This window comes from Desulfobotulus sapovorans DSM 2055 (genome assembly GCF_059569355.1).
On record NZ_JCANVJ010000001.1, the window covers coordinates 582,428 to 599,395 of the forward strand.

Annotated in this window: 14 protein-coding genes; 1 reads left to right on the forward strand and 13 read right to left on the reverse strand. The window is 54.3% G+C overall.

What is annotated here, in order from left to right:
• Positions 1-158: 158 nt before the first annotated feature.
• The 13 genes from BR04_RS02465 to BR04_RS02525 all read right to left on the reverse strand — a co-directional run bounded on the left by BR04_RS02465 (position 159) and on the right by BR04_RS02525 (position 16,432).
• On the reverse strand, positions 159-809 hold the full coding sequence (locus tag BR04_RS02465) for a LysE family translocator (RefSeq protein ID WP_496354392.1): 651 nt from the start codon (positions 807-809) through the stop codon (positions 159-161).
• Positions 810-1,097: 288 nt separating this feature from the next.
• Positions 1,098-1,727 (reverse strand): hypothetical protein, encoded by a 630-nt coding sequence (locus tag BR04_RS02470; RefSeq protein WP_496354393.1) that lies wholly within the window; start codon positions 1,725-1,727, stop codon positions 1,098-1,100.
• Between the two features lie 128 nt (positions 1,728-1,855).
• Positions 1,856-2,623, reverse strand: coding sequence for a M90 family metallopeptidase (locus BR04_RS02475; protein ID WP_496354394.1), 768 nt, complete (start codon positions 2,621-2,623; stop codon positions 1,856-1,858).
• Positions 2,624-2,653: 30 nt separating this feature from the next.
• Entirely contained in the window at positions 2,654-3,541 is an 888-nt protein-coding gene (locus tag BR04_RS02480; RefSeq protein ID WP_496354395.1) for a lysophospholipid acyltransferase family protein, read from the reverse strand.
• 123 nt (positions 3,542-3,664) lie between these two features.
• Positions 3,665-5,209 carry an acetolactate synthase large subunit gene (locus BR04_RS02485; RefSeq protein WP_496354396.1) on the reverse strand — a complete coding sequence of 515 codons (1,545 nt, stop codon included), beginning with the start codon at positions 5,207-5,209 and terminating at the stop codon, positions 3,665-3,667.
• A 69-nt stretch (positions 5,210-5,278) separates the two neighbouring features.
• Positions 5,279-5,530 carry a DUF2442 domain-containing protein gene (locus BR04_RS02490; RefSeq protein WP_496354397.1) on the reverse strand — a complete coding sequence of 84 codons (252 nt, stop codon included), beginning with the start codon at positions 5,528-5,530 and terminating at the stop codon, positions 5,279-5,281.
• Positions 5,520-5,864 carry a DUF4160 domain-containing protein gene (locus BR04_RS02495; RefSeq protein ID WP_496354398.1) on the reverse strand — a complete coding sequence of 115 codons (345 nt, stop codon included), beginning with the start codon at positions 5,862-5,864 and terminating at the stop codon, positions 5,520-5,522. The genes BR04_RS02490 and BR04_RS02495 overlap by 11 nt, the downstream gene beginning before the upstream one ends.
• An 18-nt stretch (positions 5,865-5,882) precedes the next feature.
• Positions 5,883-7,550, reverse strand: coding sequence for a diguanylate cyclase (locus BR04_RS02500; RefSeq protein ID WP_496354399.1), 1,668 nt, complete (start codon positions 7,548-7,550; stop codon positions 5,883-5,885).
• Entirely contained in the window at positions 7,540-7,929 is a 390-nt protein-coding gene (locus tag BR04_RS02505; RefSeq protein ID WP_496354400.1) for a response regulator, read from the reverse strand. The genes BR04_RS02500 and BR04_RS02505 overlap by 11 nt, the downstream gene beginning before the upstream one ends.
• Entirely contained in the window at positions 7,926-10,313 is a 2,388-nt protein-coding gene (locus BR04_RS02510; protein WP_496354401.1) for an ATP-binding protein, read from the reverse strand. Before BR04_RS02510 ends, BR04_RS02505 begins: the two co-directional genes overlap by 4 nt.
• Positions 10,303-13,323 carry an ATP-binding protein gene (locus BR04_RS02515; protein ID WP_496354402.1) on the reverse strand — a complete coding sequence of 1,007 codons (3,021 nt, stop codon included), beginning with the start codon at positions 13,321-13,323 and terminating at the stop codon, positions 10,303-10,305. Before BR04_RS02515 ends, BR04_RS02510 begins: the two co-directional genes overlap by 11 nt.
• 102 nt (positions 13,324-13,425) lie before the next feature.
• Entirely contained in the window at positions 13,426-14,211 is a 786-nt protein-coding gene (locus BR04_RS02520) for a substrate-binding periplasmic protein (RefSeq protein WP_496354404.1), read from the reverse strand.
• Positions 14,212-14,356: 145 nt separating this feature from the next.
• Complete coding sequence (locus BR04_RS02525) at positions 14,357-16,432, reverse strand: methyl-accepting chemotaxis protein (RefSeq protein ID WP_496354405.1); 2,076 nt, start codon at positions 16,430-16,432, stop codon at positions 14,357-14,359.
• A gap of 215 nt (positions 16,433-16,647) precedes the next feature.
• On the opposite strand from BR04_RS02525, the gene BR04_RS02530 reads away from it, so the two are divergent.
• Positions 16,648-16,806, forward strand: a complete 159-nt coding sequence (locus tag BR04_RS02530; RefSeq protein ID WP_496354406.1) for a hypothetical protein — start codon at positions 16,648-16,650, stop codon at positions 16,804-16,806.
• The last annotated feature ends 162 nt before the right edge of the window (positions 16,807-16,968 follow it).

Here is a 16,968-nt window from a genome sequence, read left to right on the forward strand (position 1 = left end):
ACCGGCTGTCTGTCTGGACCCCTGATTACAGAAACCTGAGGTGGATCTTAGAACAAAAGCACAGACAGTTCAGCTTTTTTTTGTTGCAAAGCAAAATTTTTTTTGCGTTTTGTCTGAGAGCCAAAAAAGGTCGGGCAGGACAGAGGGGCTTCAGTTCTTTAGTGCAGTATTTTCCCCAACCCCAGACGGAGCCCCAGTCCGACAAGAAGTCCGCCACTGACGCCTTCCATCCAGCGCGTGCAGGCGGGATTCTGAAAAAAACGGCGGAGGTGATGCAGCCCATGGGCCACAAGGCAAAGCCAGGAAAGGGCCATGATAAAATGCAGGCCTGCCAGAAAGAGGGACTGACTGAGGACGGGATCTTCGGAGCGGATGAACTGGGGCAGGAAGGCCATGTAAAAGACCCCGGTTTTGGGATTGAGAACATTGGACAGAAATCCTTCCTGAAAGGCCTTCAGCGGAGGGGCGAAAGCAACACTCTGTTTTTTTTCAGAACGGATGGGGGGGGAAATATTTTCTTTTTTCAGGGCGGTGCACAGGCTTTTCAGCCCAAGCCAGATGAGATAGAGGGCACCCAGGGTTTTCAGCAGGAAAAAAGCGTTGGCCGAACGCAGGAGAATGAGGGAAATGCCACAGGCCGAAAGTCCTGCATGGACAAAAAGGCCGCAGCAGACTCCCAGAGAGGTGACGTCTCCCTCCCGCCAGCCTCCCCTGAGGGTGTTGCGGATGACAAGGAGGGTATCCGCTCCGGGAGCCAGGGTGAGGAGGAGCAGAGCAAACAGACAGGTGAGAAGGGATGTGTCAGCCATGACTTTTTCCGTAAAAAGAAATTTGATTATCCCCCTGACTCAGCCATGCAGTTGCAGATTTTGCTGATGCAGCATTGATCCCATCGTTTCCACGCTGGAGCATGGGAACGATCACTGAAGCAGGATGGTAATCCGTAAAAGACAAACTGCCGTGAGGCAGAAGATGGAGATACGCCCTGCACCTCAGTTTGTCCACATCCTCCCCTGCGGGAACCAGGCCGGATTCTGCCCGGATTCTGTAGGGGAGGAGTTTCTGCGTGTCTGTCCCCTGTTTGCGGATCTGTAAAATCAGGGCAGGGTTGCCAGTTTTTTGTAGTCTATGGAATTGGCATAGGCCATGAGGTCTTCCTTGGTGACATTGTTGCCTTCCAGGGTAACGAGGAAACGCTGGGAAACGGTGATGTTGATATCCCCGGAGAGATTCTGGGCATCATACTTGACAACGGCCTGCTGGCCTTTGATACGTTCCAGCTTGCCACCATCGCTCCCCATGAACATGGGGTTGCTCATCATGGCCATCATGCCCTGGAGTACGGGGGAGTCTGCGGCGATTTTGATCTGAACCCTTGGGAAATCGTATTCATCATCCTGTCCTGTTTTTTTTGCATAGTTGGCATTGGCACCGATACCGCCGCCAAACATGGAGCTGCTTACGGCCTGGGATTCCGTATTTTCACGGATCCATCCATCCAGGGGAGCAGGGAGAAGACCTTCCAGAACCCCGGCCTTTTTTTGGGAAATGAGCTGGCTTGCATAGTTCAGGCTGGATACGGCTTCGGAATAGCTGCCCTCTTTGTAGAAGTCCACAGCTTCCTTGATGCTGTCGAGCACATCGTCGGCTCTGGCCATCATGGGAACAGATGTGAAAAGCAGGACAAGACAGAACGCGACTACAGGCCCATAAACACATTTTTTCATGACCTTCTCCTTAAAAAATAAGCACCATTCCATCAAGCCGGTCTTTGGAACACGGCACACCAAAAAAGGGAAACTTGTCTGAAATACGTCAGAATATTTTTTTTGGCAATGGGTATCTCTCCGCTTCCCTAATGGAGTTTGTCATTCAGGGGCGGATGAAAGAAAAGGCTGAGCTGTTCCAGGACACCGGGCCAATGGCTTTTTAAGAGGGCGGGGCACTCAAAGAAGTATTCGCAGCACACAGCAAAGAATTCTCCTGGAGATTCGGCGGCATAGGCTGAGATGGCAAGGGGAAGATTTTTTTTGATCCGCTGGTGGATATCCTGCCAGGCAGCCTGAAAGGTCTGGGTCCAGACACGGGCATCCATGGAACGGTGCAGGGGAGGAAAGCCATTGGCTTCGCCATTTTCCATATCGAGGATATGGGCGATTTCGTGAATGACCACATTGTATCCACTTCCCTGGCCCGAAGCATGGACATCTTCCCAGGACAGAACGACGGGGCCGTTCTTCCAGGCTTCTCCGGCAAGAACATTTCTGTGCTGATGAACCAGACCGGAGGCGTCCTGCTCTTCACGGTTGGGGATGAATTCCGCCGGATAGAGGATGACGGAGGTCAGGGTATCCAGGTGGGACAGTCCCAGCGTCAGGACAGGCAGACAGGCCAGCGTGGCCACATAGACCCGCATGAAGGCATCCACTTCAAGACCGTGGATGCCCTCAAAATTTTTTTCATGACAGAAAAGGGAGGCCATATCCCGGAGTTTTGAGGCGGTATCCGGATCCATGGTGTCCAGTATGGGAAGATCCGTACGCACACTTTCCCAAAGATCCCGATCCATGCGCACCTTTTCCAGAATGCGTTTTCTGTGCCATTCCCGAATTTTTGTCCACATGGCCTTTCCTTTTTCCCCGGGAATCTGTTTTCAGGCGACCTGTCTTTGGGTTTTCCAGCGGTCATGTACCCAGAGCCACTGTTCCGGATACCGGAGAACCATTTGTTCAATGGCCTGGTTGTAACGCTGGGTGTTGATACGGATGTCCTCTTCCGGATTACCGGTACGGATCAGGGAAATTTCGGGATAAAAGATCATCTTGTAGCGATCCTGCTCCCTGGCGATGAGGGCGGGAACCACAGCGGCTTCCGTGGCAAGGGAGAGGAGGGCCGGGCCTTTGGAGGCGCAGGCATCGCGGCCCATGAAGTCAATGAAAACTCCGTTTCGGGTATTGGCGTTCTGATCAATGAAAATGGCAATACTTTCGCCTTCAGCCAGTTTGGCATGGATTTCCGGGATGGAGTTCCGCAGGGGGATCATGTTGGCTCCGAGACGTGTCCGGGCACGGAGGAAGAAGGCATCCAGGGGTTTGAAATCCATGACGCGGTAAATGGTGTTGTTGGCAAGGCGGATACGTTCCAGGCAGGCGGGCAGGATTTCCCAGGTGCCGATGTGGCCTGTAATGAGAATCATCCCCTTTCTTTTTCGGTAGGCCGTACTGAAGTTGTCCATGCCTTCGATATCCAGGTACTGGTAGATGTTCCGGGCATCCAGGTGCAGCCCCCAGCCGATGTCAAAGAACATGCGGCCCCAGTGCTGGAAGGTGTGCAGCACCATGGTTCGGATTTCTTTTTCGGATTTTTCCGGAAAAACCATGGCAAGGTTTCTGTGAGCCAGACTGCGGTGCCTTTTGTCCAGCTTGTACCAGATGCGGCCAATGGCATCCGCCATTCCAAAACGCCAGGATTTTGGGAATCCTCCCAGAATCCACATAAGACCATAGATCAGGTGGTAGATGAGTTTTTCCTGAAAATTCATGGGAAATCCTTTTTTCATGGGAATGGAAACAGGTGCTTTTTTTATGGGTCTTCCCCGGGAAAGACCGGATACAGGGAGGTCTGTATCATTTAAAACCCCTCAGGCACGCACATTTTTTGCTTATCATGAAGAAAGCCTTGCCACAATGACGAGGGGGCCATCCATATAATTTCTTTCGGACAGGGCTTTCTGGAGCTGCTCCGGTGTCCGGACTTCCATGGCCGGAACGCCCAGGCTTTCCGCAAGGCCCATCCAGCCGATACCGGGATTTTTCAGGGTTGTGAGACTGGCTGCCATGGGGCCATGTGCCATACCGGCACGGGCCATTTCAATGTCCAGAATATTGTAGCCGCCATTTTCACAGAGGATGGTGGTGATGGGCAGTTTTTCTCGGGCCTGGGTCCAGAGTGCCTGAAAGGTGTACATGGCGCTGCCGTCGGCCTGAAGCCCGATGACGGGGCGATCCGGGCAGGCCATGGCCGCACCGATGGCACAGGGAAGGCCAAAACCGATGGCGCCTCCGGTAATGGAGAGGGCCGTATGTCTGGGAGCACCTGAGGCATAAAAATTATAGAAGAATCCCGAACTGATGCCCTCATCCACCACAATGGCATTTTCAGGCTGGCTGGCTGCAAGGAGAAGTCCCAGAGAAACCATATCCAGTTTGTCCCCCGGTTCTGCACCTTTGAGGGGGGAATGGGGCAGGAGGATGTCTTCCCTTGGGGCTTCCAGGATTTTTTGCAGCATTTCCAGGGCAAAAACCGGGTCTTCTCCGGAATCGGAAAGAAAAATCCGTTTCTGATCCGCTTGCAGGATTTCTCCGGGGATGCCGGGATAACCGAAAAAGGCTACGGGCGCAGGGGTGTCCGCCAGGAGAAAGGTGTCAAAATTCCTGAGCCTTTCAATGGCCGCTTCAGGAAAATAGGGAATACGTTCCGGTGCGGGCAGGTTCTGCCCCCTTTCCAGCCGGGAGGGAAAGGTTTCCATGAAAAGACTGGCCCCGGTTTTGGCACAGATGGCTGCCGCTGCCAGAAGGCCCCGCGCACTGAGTGCCCTGCCTCCCAGAATGAGGGCGGGCTTTGCCGCCTTGTTCAGGCAGCTTGCCACATTTTCGAGAAGGCTGGTGTGGGTGCGGGCAGGGGAAGGGGAGGAGAGGGAAATCTGGGTTCCGGTCATCTCCATGGCCTGTACATCGTGGGGCAGGACAAGGCTTGCGATCTGACCGGAAAGGGCTGCTTCCCAGGCATCTGTGGCATCCTGGGCCAGGGTTTCCGGGCTGTGGACATGGCGTACCCATCCGGGGAGGGAGGCGGCCAGATCTTCAATGGGCATGGTGAGGGGGGCATTGGCTCCCCTGTGCCAGGTGGCATGATCGCCGATAAGATTGATGACAGGGCTTTTGGCCCGTCTGGCGTTGTGGAGGTTGGCAATGCCGTTGGCAAATCCCGGCCCCAGATGGAGAAGGGTCAGACCGGGTTTTCCGGACATACGGGAAAAGCCGTCCGCAGCGCCCGTGGCCACCCCTTCAAAGAGGCAGAGTACGGGCCGCATCCCCTGGGATTTGTCAAAGGCTGCCACAAGGGGCATTTCCGTGGTGCCGGGATTGGCGTAGCAAAGGCTTGTGCCTGCTTTTGAAAAACTTTGCAGCAGAAATTCCGAAACATTCATGGATTGTTTTCCCCATTTTTTGAACTGTATCTTTTGGCTTCCGAGCTTAGACTATTTTCTTTATCACAGTCATGCAGCTTCATGCTGTTTGCAGCTTTGATAAAGTTTTGTCGGTGACAGTTCCAGGCCGTGGGGCCAGCTGAGTGCTCCAGAATCTATGAAAAACCGTTGAAAAAAAATAAGATCTTTTAACGGCTCCAATAAGGAACCCTTTTTTTGAATAAGGGTTTTTCCATCAAAAAGACCTTTCACACCATCGGAAAAAGAGAGTTCTATCTGATAGTCGCCAATATATTTTGCTTCTGTAATTTTAATCATCATAGTCAGCTCCTTGTATGCGTTCCAAGGGTTCAAAACGCTGCGCCCTCTCCCAGTTATCCAGCAGTTCGTTCTGATGTGTAAGGCACCAATCTTTAACGATTTTTGCGGCTTTTTTGGGAAGATCGCCATTGATGATCATTCCGGTTCTGATTTCTACCAGGGCTTCAAAGCCCTGATAGGCTGCATGGATGTGGGGAGGCGGGTGATCATCGTGCCTCATCCTGATAATAATACCGAAAAAGATTGATAAAACAGGCATTTTAAAATCTCTGTTAATATTATGGATATTTAGAAGACGATTCCTGATGATTTTCCAAAAGCGCGGGATAGTCATGTCAGCATACAAAAGCCCTCAGGCGCAGAACATGGGCGCGATGCAGATACGATCCCGGCCTTCTTCCTTGGCCTGATAGAGGGCCTTGTCTGCGGCCTGGAGAAGTTCTTCCGCAGAAACTCCAAGACAGGAGCAGGCCATGCCGATGCTGCACGTCACCGTAAAGTTTTCCCCCTTGGCCTGAAAGGGGATGTTTTTCAGATTCAGGCGGATTTCTTCCATCAGAGCTTCTGCCTTTTCCGTTCCGCATCCCGGCAGTACGGCCATGAATTCCTCACCGCCGTAGCGGCCAATGCTGTCACTTCGCCTCAGCCTGCGGGTTAAAAGATGGGCCAGGGCTTTGATCACCCGGTCTCCCGTGCTGTGCCCCCAGGTGTCATTCACCCTTTTGAAGTGATCGAGATCCAGCATGATGACACAGAGGGAGGAGCCATCCCGGTTGCAGCGGCTCATCTCCACTTCCAGGGCTTCCTTGATGCGGATGTGCTTTAAAAGGCCTGTGAGGCTGTCTTTGGCCATGAGTTCGGAAAGCCTGCGGGCCCTGGAGACATGGGCGGAAACCGTGGCTGCAAGGTAGGCATCCTCCACGGGTTTGGTGATGAAATCATCCCCTCCGCTTTCCAGTGCCCGGATCTGGGCGTTCATGTCCTTTTCTCCGGAAATATAGAGGATGGGAATGCCCACCCACTCTTCCTCCATGCGGATAATGTTGGCAAGCTCCGGCCCGGAACAGCCTTCCATGTGCACATCCATGAGAAGGATCTCAGGCCTTGCGGTGGAAAGCCTGTCCAGTACCTTTTCCGGCTGGGATTCCGTATGGACTTCCATGCCCGCAGCTTTCAGGACAAGGCGGAAGTGCTCCGCCAGCAGAAGATCGTCATCCACAATGAGCACCCGGTAGGGAACAGCTTCTTCTTTGCGGATGAGGTGTTCCAGACAGTCCACAATCTTAGGCACATCCAGGGGACGGGTGAAAAAGCCCTTGGCTCCGGCCCGTGCAGCGGCAAGGCGCAGGGAGAAATCCGCACTGTCGGCTATGGCGATGAGGGGGGGGGTGCCTTGAAAAAGGGATCGGATTTCCTCCCCCTCCCTGCTTCCATCCCCTTCCATGGCAAGGAGAACGGCGGCGGGTTCTTTGCCGGAAGCGTCTTCCCTCTCAAGGGAGAGGGTGCGCATGTATCTGGGAATGTAACCGAAATTTCTTAAGGAGAGTCCCAGCTCCTTTGCGGAACGGGTGTTGGCATCCAGAATGAGGACATGGGGGTCAGGGGAAGCTGTGCTTCCGGCAATGGGGGAAGGATTTTTCATGGGCGGGTCTGAAGTCTCCTCCTGTGGGATTATGGGGTGAACATCCTGGAGGGTGAGGGTCTGGATGGCGCTGAGAAGCTCCCCAGCGGGCGGGGTACACTGGGCAGAATGCAGCATGCGATCCCGCATTCCCTTCACCTGAATTTCCAGGATTTTTGCCTTTTTCCCCAGTTCGGGCATACCGAAAATTCCCGCCCCCCCTGCAATTTTATGCAGACCACTGATGAGCTTTTCCAGCAGTAGCGCAGCCTCCGGATTGAAGGGAAGGTCTGCGGCCAGGGCTTCCAGATCCTTCAGCTGGGTGACAAGCTTTTCCCGGTATCCCTGACGCAGAAGCTCCATTTCCCTGGCAAAAAGGGCCTGATCTTCATGGTTCATGACATCGCTCCCAGAGGGTACGCAATTCTTCCGCAAGGGTCATGGGGTCAAAGGGCTTGGCAATGACGGATACGGCTCCAAGGTCTTTGTAATGGGCCACCTCATGGGTCTGTACCTTGGCGGTCATGAAAACCGCGGGGACCTCCTTCAGGGTTTCCTGTTCCCGCAGGCGGATCAGGGTGGACGGCCCGTCCATGCCGGGCATCATGACATCGAGAAGAATGAGCTGGGGCCTGAAGGCCGCCATGCCGTCCAGGGCCTCCTGGCCCGAGGAGAACAGGGCTACGGTAAAACCGCCCACCAGCTCCAGGGCCAGACGGGCCACTTCCTGGATGTCCGGTTCATCTTCCACATAGGCAATGCGTTTCAAAGCCGTCATACCGGGGTCTCCGTTCTTTCTTTCACAAGGGGAAGGGAGACGTAAAATGTGGCTCCCTCGCCTTCCGTGGATTCAAATCCGATTTCGCCCCCCAAATGTGCCACAATCTCCCGGCTGATGGCAAGACCAAGACCCGTTCCACCCTTCTGTCTTTCGTCCGAGGCATCGGCCTGGGTAAATTTTTCAAAGATTTTAGACCGGAAATCTTCCGGGATACCCGGCCCCTCATCCTTTACGGAAATCCGCACCCGCTCATCCTCTTCGGTCTGAACAAAGACTTCCACCTTTTTGCCTTCCGGGGAAAATTTGGCCGCATTGGACAGGAAGTTGGCCAGCACCTGCTGGAGCCTCAGCGTATCGGTACGGACCTGAACATCCTCCCTGTCTGCGTGGAGTACAAAGGAAACCCCATGTTTTTCCCCATAGCTCTGGTTGTCTTCCAGGGATTTTTTCACCAGGGGCAGCAGGGGCTGGGTCTGGAGATCAAAGTGTATTTCCCCTGCAATGAGCTTTTCCATGTCAAGGAGATCGTTGATGAGCAGGGTGAGTTTGGTGGTGTTGCTGAGGGCAATGCTCAACAGGCGCTGCACAGGGTCGGGCAGTGCCCCCAGGGCGCCGCCCGTAACCAGGCCCAAGGCTCCCCGGATGGAGGTGAGGGGAGTTCGGAGTTCATGGCTCACCGTGGAGACAAAGGCATCTTTCATGTTTTCCATGCGCTTTCTTTCCGTGATATCCCGCAGAATCCCGATAAAAAGCAGGGAATTTTTTCTTTCCAGAACGGATACGGCAAGATCCAGGGGAAAGGTTTCCCCGTTTTTGCGTTTTCCCGAAACCTCCCGGCCAATGCCGATCACCTTTGGAATCCGGGTGTTCCGGTAGCGGGCGAGGTAGCCGTCGTGTTCGCTGTGGTAGGGTTCGGGCATGAGCATTTTGATGTTGTGGTGGATCACCTCATCGGCCTCATACCCGAAAATTTTTGTGGCAGCTTTGTTGAAGGAAGCCACGTTGCCGAAACTGTCCATGGTGATAATGGCGTCCAGGGCATTGTCCAGGATGGCCTGGGTGTGCCGGGCGTTTTCCCGTAAGGTCTCTTCGGCATTTTTTCTTTCGTGGATCTCATGGGTGAGATCCTGCATATGGCGGCGTAAGGACGTATCCATGTGAAGAAAGGCCAGGGCCAGTTCCCGGATTTCGCGGGGGGCTTTTTTCAGGCTGAAGGGTTCAGGTTCCTTTCCTTCCGCAAGGTGGGCTGCGGAGTCATGGAGCTTCAGAATGGGGCGGGATATTTTTTCCGTGAGGGTCAGTGTGAAGAGAAGGGCAGCAAAAAACACGATACAGACGAAGACAAAGGTGGTCTTACGGGCCTTTTCAATTTCTTCCATGAAGTCCTTTTCCGGAAGCACCACGCAGATGAGCCAGTCGATGCCAAAGGCATCCTTTAAGGGCGTGAAGGAAAGGTACAGTTTTTCCCTTTCCAGGGTGAAGCTCATCTTCAGGCCTTCATCCGGGATATTCCGAAAGCCTTCCGTTCTGTCACTGACAAAGCGGGCGATGGCCCGGGTCACGGGACAGGGGCTGTGGATGGCTGCCACCCTCTGGGGCACCTTGTTTTCATCATAGAAGAGATCATTTTCATGATGGGAGGAGGCGATCATGCGTCCGGAGCGCTCCATGATAAAGGCATGGCCCTTTTTCCCGATGTGAAGGTCTTTCAGAAAGGCATGAATGTGGGAGAGAAAAAGATCCACGGCCACAACCCCTAAAAATTGATTCTCATGGGCCCAGACGGGTCTGCTGGCGGAAATGGCCATCTGTTCCGTTTTAAAAAGAAAATAGATGTCACTCCATGTGGCTTTGCCCGTATTTTCGGCCTTGGTGTACCAGGGCCGTATGCGGCTGTCGAATCCGGGCAGGCGGAGCAGGACAGCTCCCCGCTGTCTGTCTTCTGCCATGGCAAATTTGGTGAAGGGGCCTGCCTGAAAATGATCTGTGGCAATGAAATATCTTCCGTCGCCCTCATGCTCCCTGCCGCTGTTGGCAAGGCCACCTTCCGTATTGCCGAAATAGATGCTGCTCACTTCGGGAAATTCCTGAACCTGACTGGCAAAATGTCTTTCCAGTATTCTCTGGTTTTCCGGAGGCAGCAGGCCGTCCATGAGAAGGGAGGCGTTGGAAGCATTGATGCGCTGGGGCAGAGAGAGAAAATGGCGCAGATGGGTGGAGATTCGTGTGGAGAGTTCCGCCTGGAGCTGTTTTGCGGCCTTTTCAACGGATGCGCTGGCCCCGAAATGGTAGATGGGCCATGCACCTGCAATGGTAAGGCCCGTGAGCAGCAGCAGGGGGATAAGAAGGGTGACACGCAGGGAAAAGCCCTCAGCTCTCATGGGAAGACTCCGGATTTTTCAGGATGGCTTTCAGGGTTTCGAGAATGTCCGTGTTGCTGACCTTGCCCTTGGTCAGGACAGCTTCCACGGCCTGGGACTGGCTGTGCCCCGGTTCAGAAGAAGAGAGCAGAACCACGGGCGGAACGGGCTGAAGCGTTTTCAGGAGGGGAAGCAGCTCCCATCCGGAACCATCGGGCAGGGCAATATCCAGGATGATGAGGGTATAGGACTGCTGGCCCAGTTTTTCCCTGGCTTGGGCAAGACTTGGGGCCAGGTCAAAGACGGCCAGATCCTCACCGATGGTGGCAAGGATCTGGGCAAGATCCGGGTCGTCTTCCACATGGAGGATACGGGGTTTGATCCCCTTATGTTGCCGGATGGCCTTTTCCACAATTTTCAGAAGCTTTTCCGGATCAAAGGGTTTTTCCAGCCAGTCGATGGTGTTGAAGGCCCCGCGCAGCACAAGGCGTCCCTCTTCCACGGAGGCGGATATGCCCACAATGGGGATGGCGCGGGTTTCAGGGTCGGAGCGGAGCTGGCGGATCAGATCCAGGCCCTTTCCGTCGGGAAGGAGAAGATCCTGGATGAGGGCTGCATAAGAGCCCTTCTTCAGTTCTTTTCTGATTTCTGTGTGATCCGTGACCCGATGGACGGCATAGCCCGCTCTTTCCAGGAAATCCTGGAGCAGGAGGGCCACATCCCTGTCCTCTTCGGCCACAAGGAGACGGGGTTTTTTTGTCGGTTCCTCTTTCTGCAAAGACAGGCGTATCGCTTCATTTCTGTCCATCAAAGGGAAGGATGAGAAAAGGGTTTCCGGAGGCAGGCAGTCCATGGGTGCTTCTTTTTCCGTAAGAAGGGGAAGGTCAAAATAAAAAATACTGCCCTTTCCTTCTTCGGAGGTAAAGTCGATGCAGCCCTTCATGGTTTCCACCAGAGCCTTGGAGATGGCAAGACCAAGCCCCGTACCTTCCCTGCTGCGTCTGTCCGTGGCATCAAGCTGGCTGAATTTTTCAAAAATTCTGGGCCGGAATTTTTCCGGAATGCCTTCTCCCCGGTCTTCAACGGCAAGGCGCACCCTGAGGCCGTCCGGATGGCTGATCTGGATCCGTACCTCTTCGCCTTTGGGGGAAAATTTGATGGCATTGGAGAGGAGGTTGGCCAGTACCTGAAGAAGACGCTGGGGATCCACATACACAGGGATGGGGTTCGGAGGGCCTTCCAGTCTCAGGGTGACCCCGAATTTTTCCGCATAGGCGGTATTCTCTTCGAGGGACTTTTTCACAAGGAGGAGAAGATCCACTTCCGAAAAATCAAAACGCAGCTTGCCGGCACTCAGTTTTTCCATGTCCAGAAGATCGTTGATGAGCATGGACAGGCGACGGCAGTTGCTGTGGGCAATTTTAAGAATGCCTTCGGCCTTTTCGGGAAGCGTTCCCAGGGCACCCCCCATGAGCAGGCCCAGGGCCCCGCTGATGGCGGTGAGCGGGGTGCGCAGCTCGTGGCTGACCGTGGAGACAAATTCGTTTTTCATCAGAAGGCTCTGCTTTTGTTCCGTGATGTCGCGGACATTGGCCATGATGCAGGTCAGCTCCCCCTTGCGTACCCGTGTGGCGCTGATCATCACATGGATGCTGTGGCCTTCGGGGTTGAGGATGCTGTATTCCACAGGCGCGCTGTCCGGAAGGCTGGAAACTTTCTTGAAGTGCTGCTCCAGGCTCTGTCTGTCCGTATCAAGCAGGGTGAGTACGGACTGATCCCTGAGGGAGGCATGGGGAAGTCCCAGAATTTCCGAAAGCCTTGGGTTGGATTCCAGAATATGGAAGGTTTCCGGATCGAGAAGGGCAATGCCGTCGGAAGACTGGAGAAACTGGCTTTTGAGAAAATCCCGTTCCTCCTTCAGCTCCTGAACCTTTTCCTCCCTCAGGGTGTGGAGGCGGTTGAAGGCCAGGCAGAGTTTTCCCACCTCATCCATGCGGACAAGGGGAAGGGGCTGGGCGGGCATCCGGCCTTCGGCCATGGCGTTGATGGTATCCGCCGCTTTTCTGAGGGGGAAAAGCTCTTTCCGGAGATACAAAAGAATGAGGAGGGAAATCAGCACCATGGTGGATGTGATCAGAAGGGAAATTTTAAAAATCAGGGAAGCCCCTTTCCCCAGGGTTCCCTCTGCCGGGAGCATCTGAATGACCTGCCAGCCCATTTTGTCGAGGGGGGCTGTGGCATAAAGCAGGGAGTCTCCCGTATGTTCGCGGATCTTTCCGGCAGAAGCACCGGAAAGAACGGCATCAAGAACGGCGGAAGCCCCTTTTTCGGGCAAAGGCTGCATGGCCATGGACGTGTCCGAGGCCGTGACCACAAGACCCAGTTTCGCATCAATAATCAGGGTTTTTCCCCTCTGTCCGAGGGTTTCCTCACTGATGTCCCTGAACAGGTTGTCTTCTGCAAGGAGGGTATTGCCGAAGAGAAAGCCGAGAACCTCGCCGGATCTGGAGAGGATGGGGACGGTGATGGTGCTTAAGGGGGTTTTTGTGACTTTTCCCATGTAGGGCCGTGTGAAGATGCTTTTTTTATTTGTCCTGGCTTCCTGCACATGGGACCTGTCATTGTAGCCTGTACCGATGCGGCCTGGTACAAAAATGCTTTCTGCGATGACCACGGCATTCTGATCCGCCACCACGATGCCGCCGTTGAAATATTCGAGGAGGCGAACGCGGGTGGAAAGAAGCCTTTCAATGTCCGGGGTGGCAAAGAGTTTCCCGCCATCATGGATATGGCGGGAAAAGCCTTCCAGAGTGCTGGCCCGGGTTCTGAGTTCGTTGTCCATGCGTCTTGCCACCATGTCCACCCGCTCCTCCTGCTGCTGCACGAGGCTTTTTTCCAATTCGTCCAGCAGAATCCTTGCCGTGAGAAGGGTCAGCAGCACCATGGCCGTAAAAAGGCTGCCCGCCGTAATGAAAAGGATTCTGCGGGTGAGGCTTGGGGAGGTTCGGAACCGGCGGCGTTGTGTTTGCATGGTCAGCACCTTGAAAAAAGATAGAGCAGGCACATCCCTAGAAAGGCGAATTAAGGATGGCCTGCGGTGTTGAATTTCTGATCAGGTGAAAAACGGAATCCCTTAACGGCTGATATGGCTGTCAATAATGCTCTGGAGTTCTCCGGAAGCCTGCATCCTGAGGATTTCTGCATTGAATTTTTTTACAAAGTCCTCCTTGAAGGGAAATTTCCCCTTATCCATGTCCGTGAAGCCAAGGTAGCCCTTTTCGGAAGAAACCAGGGCACCTTCCACAAAGGCTGCCCCCTTGTATTCTCCGCTTTTTTTCAATCTGTCCAGCTCAAAGAGCACGGAAAGTCTGTCGTTCATGTAGCAGTCAATGCGGTTTGCGCCAAGCTTGAGGATATTGGGACGGCTTCCCGTGGCCTCTTCAAGCCGGATCTTTCTTTCCTCCACGGCCTTCCAGAACGTGTCTCCCCCCAGCTTGAAGCCGAGGTTGAGACCGATGGTCAGGCCATAGTAGTCCTCAGGCCAGCGGTTTCCGGATTTGGGCAGGGTATCCTGGGTGCAGAAGACCACCACGCTTTCCTCCAGAATGGGAACGGAATAGGGCTTGATCCAGGGTCTGGCTGCGGGATGGTGGTAGGGAGGGAAGATGGCAAAGCCTTCTCCGGTTTCAATGAAGTTCAGGCCTCTGGCCCAGGGTACCAGTTCGATGGTGACGGCGTAGTCCGGCATTCTCGAAAAGGCTTTTCTGAGGATTTCCGTATAAATCCCCTTTGCCTCCTTGCCTTCAAGGTAGGCATAGGGAGGATAGTTGTGATCCCCGTACACGGTGACAGGGGTTTTGGCCCATACCGTTGTGGAGAGGAGAAGAAGGAATACGGTGAGAAAACGGAGTGTCTGCATGGCAATTCCTTTCATTTGAGGGAGGAAAACAGCCGTTCATTTGACCCATACAGCATTGAACCCATCGTTCCCACGCTCCAGCATGGGAACGATAGCTGAACTGATTAAGGGGGGGAATCAGAATAGTTTATGGGCTTATGAATTTTTATACCCGGAACCGTCCCACAAGATCGCTGAGGGAACTGCCCAGCCGGGCCAGTTCCGCAGCACTGGCCATGACCGCACCGCCTTCCTTTTTCAGGCTTTCGGTTTTGCTGTTCACTCCGGAAATGTCTTCGGAAATTTCGGAAGAAACGGAAGAAAGCTGGTTGACATTGCTGTTGACCTCCTGGGTACCTGCGGAGGCCTGGGAGATGTTGCCTGCAATCTCCCGCGTGGCCACACTCTGTTCTTCCACGGCTGTGGCAATGGTGGCGTTGATGTCGGAAATGTCGCCAATCACCCGTACCACCTCGGAAATGGCCTGGATGGTTTCCGCCGTAAGGTGCTGTACCCCTTCAATGCTTTTGCGGATTTCCTGGGTGGCGCTGCTGGTCTGGCGGGAAAGCTCCTTGATTTCTCCGGCCACAACGGCAAAGCCCTTGCCCGCATCGCCCGCCCGTGCCGCTTCAATGGTGGCGTTTAAGGCCAGAAGGTTGGTCTGTTCAGAAATTTCCGTGATGGTTTCGGTGACCGTCGAAATCTGACGGGCGGCTCCTTCCAGGGCCTTCATGCGTTCCGATACGGTTTTACCGGTCTGAACCGCTTTTTCCGAAATGCTCCGGGCCTTTTCCGAATGCAGGGCAATTTCCGTGATGGTGGAGGTCATTTCTTCCGTTGCGGTAGCCACCATATTGATGTTGGTGCTGGCCTCTTCCATGGCGGATGCCACAGCCTGGACGCTGATGCTCATTTCATGGGCCGCTGCTGCCACACGGCCTGCATTCTGGGCCGTGCCTTCGGTTTCTCCGGCCATACGTGTTGCGATGGTATTCAGTCCGGAAGAGGATTTTCCCAGAGCCTGGGCGTTGGTCTGAATCTGGGACACCATGGTCTGGAGCTTTTCCATGAAGGTATTGAAACGCAGACTGAGCAGGGCAATTTCATCCCTTCCGCTGACGGGCAGGCGGCTGGTCAGATCTCCTTCCCCTTCGGAAATTTCCTTGAGATTTTCGGCCACGTTCCGGATAGGCCGGACAATCATGCGTTCCGCAATGAGATAGACCACGGCAAAGAGCAGGAGGATGGAGATGCCGCCGATGCCCATGCTCACATTGCGAAGATGTCTGGAGCCTTCCAGCACCTTGTCCATGGAGACGGCCACGGCGAGGCTCCAGGGGGCATCACTTCTGCCAATCTGAATGGGGGCATAGACGGTGAAGCTTTTGCCTCCGAGCAGGGCGGAACGGCCATATTCCATGGTGCTGCGGCCTTCTTTGACGGCCCGGATGATGTCTTCTCCGATACCGAAATCACGCATGTGGGCACCAATGGCCTTTGCCATGGGGTGGGCCACGCCGATGCCTCCGTTGGATAAGAGAAAGCCATAGCTGTGTTCCTTGCCAAAGGGTGTGACCTGGGCGATGATGCTGGCCATGCGATCCATGGAAATGTCTGCGCCCGCAACCCCTACGGTTCTGCCATTGACCTTGATGGGCACACAGCCGGAAACCAGCATGGTTTTTTTGCCTGCAATCTCGTATTCCGTGGGAGGGGTGATGAATTCTTTACCGCTGCGGTAGGGTTTCCAGTACCATGTACCATTCGGATCATTTTCTCCGTAAGCACCGGTGATATCCAGTTCCGGAGCGCCGTTGCTCCTGTGCCAGTAGGGCATGAACTGGCCCTTGTCATCGCTGCCCGGTGTACTGATGAAGTTCTTGTCCTGACCGTCAAAGGCGTTCGGGTGCCACACGGCCCAGGCTCCCCAGTATTCCGGATTGTCTGCAAGAACCCCCCGCATGAGGCTCGCTACCATGGCGCGGGAAGGTTTTTCGCCGGAAGCCATGGCACTTCCCAGCATCTGGGCCATGGTGCGGGCTGCGTCCAGAGGCTCTTCCATTTTGGCCCGAACCTCTCCGCCGTGGCGGTGGGCCGCTTCCGCAGCCAGGGTTTCCGCATTCTGCTGTAGCTGCTCGGCAGCCATCTGTCCGATACTGAAGATGGTGATGGCAAAGGCCAGAAAGGCCACACTGCATACGGCAAGGAGCATTTTGGTTTTAAGGCGCATGTGGTTCAGCATGGGAAACCTCATCAGGGGAATAAATGTTGACGGTTCGGGTGGGGAATAAGGGAGCTGCATGGGGGATGGCTCCCTGTGGGGAAGATATTGTGTACTATAAAGCATGAAGCCCTTTTATAAAAACATTTTTTGTATGCGATCCATACGCTGGGGTTGGGAGGGTTTTTCCGGATACCGGAGTATCCGGAAAAACCTTCGGAGGAGGGAGAACGGTCATGTTGCTGGAGATGGGGCGCGGTATACGGAATGGGGAGTTCCCGGATACCGCAGAGGGAGAGAAGATCCGGAACCGTGCGGGAGAGAGCGCTCCGGATCTGGGAACCCATATCACCATGACTCTGTTGGGCAGGGATTGGAAAGGTGTTAAAAATTGATTGGAAATTTTTTTTCTGATTATCACCTTACCTCAGCCATGGTTTCCACGTGGGGGGATCAATGCTGCCGGGCGAAACGGTGCCGTTTTTTCTGGCCCTCAGGAGAAAGGTACATGGCCTGGTATTGAAGCTTTTTTTCGAAAGGCGTAAAGAGCGTCTGGG

Excerpts from the sequence above, each read along its gene's own strand:
- BR04_RS02515 (WP_496354402.1), bottom strand. The coding sequence starts at position 13,323 with ATGCAAACACAACGCCGCCGGTTCCGAACCTCCCCAAGCCTCACCCGC.
- BR04_RS02475 (WP_496354394.1), bottom strand. The coding sequence starts at position 2,623 with ATGTGGACAAAAATTCGGGAATGGCACAGAAAACGCATTCTGGAAAAG.
- BR04_RS02465 (WP_496354392.1), bottom strand. The coding sequence starts at position 809 with ATGGCTGACACATCCCTTCTCACCTGTCTGTTTGCTCTGCTCCTCCTC.
- BR04_RS02480 (WP_496354395.1), bottom strand. The coding sequence starts at position 3,541 with ATGAATTTTCAGGAAAAACTCATCTACCACCTGATCTATGGTCTTATG.
- BR04_RS02500 (WP_496354399.1), bottom strand. The coding sequence starts at position 7,550 with ATGAACCATGAAGATCAGGCCCTTTTTGCCAGGGAAATGGAGCTTCTG.
- BR04_RS02490 (WP_496354397.1), bottom strand. The coding sequence starts at position 5,530 with ATGATGATTAAAATTACAGAAGCAAAATATATTGGCGACTATCAGATA.
- BR04_RS02485 (WP_496354396.1), bottom strand. The coding sequence starts at position 5,209 with ATGAATGTTTCGGAATTTCTGCTGCAAAGTTTTTCAAAAGCAGGCACA.
- BR04_RS02525 (WP_496354405.1), bottom strand. The coding sequence starts at position 16,432 with ATGCTGAACCACATGCGCCTTAAAACCAAAATGCTCCTTGCCGTATGC.
- BR04_RS02505 (WP_496354400.1), bottom strand. The coding sequence starts at position 7,929 with ATGACGGCTTTGAAACGCATTGCCTATGTGGAAGATGAACCGGACATC.
- BR04_RS02520 (WP_496354404.1), bottom strand. The coding sequence starts at position 14,211 with ATGCAGACACTCCGTTTTCTCACCGTATTCCTTCTTCTCCTCTCCACA.
- BR04_RS02510 (WP_496354401.1), bottom strand. The coding sequence starts at position 10,313 with ATGAGAGCTGAGGGCTTTTCCCTGCGTGTCACCCTTCTTATCCCCCTG.
- BR04_RS02530 (WP_496354406.1), top strand. The coding sequence starts at position 16,648 with ATGTTGCTGGAGATGGGGCGCGGTATACGGAATGGGGAGTTCCCGGAT.
- BR04_RS02495 (WP_496354398.1), bottom strand. The coding sequence starts at position 5,864 with ATGACTATCCCGCGCTTTTGGAAAATCATCAGGAATCGTCTTCTAAAT.
- BR04_RS02470 (WP_496354393.1), bottom strand. The coding sequence starts at position 1,727 with ATGAAAAAATGTGTTTATGGGCCTGTAGTCGCGTTCTGTCTTGTCCTG.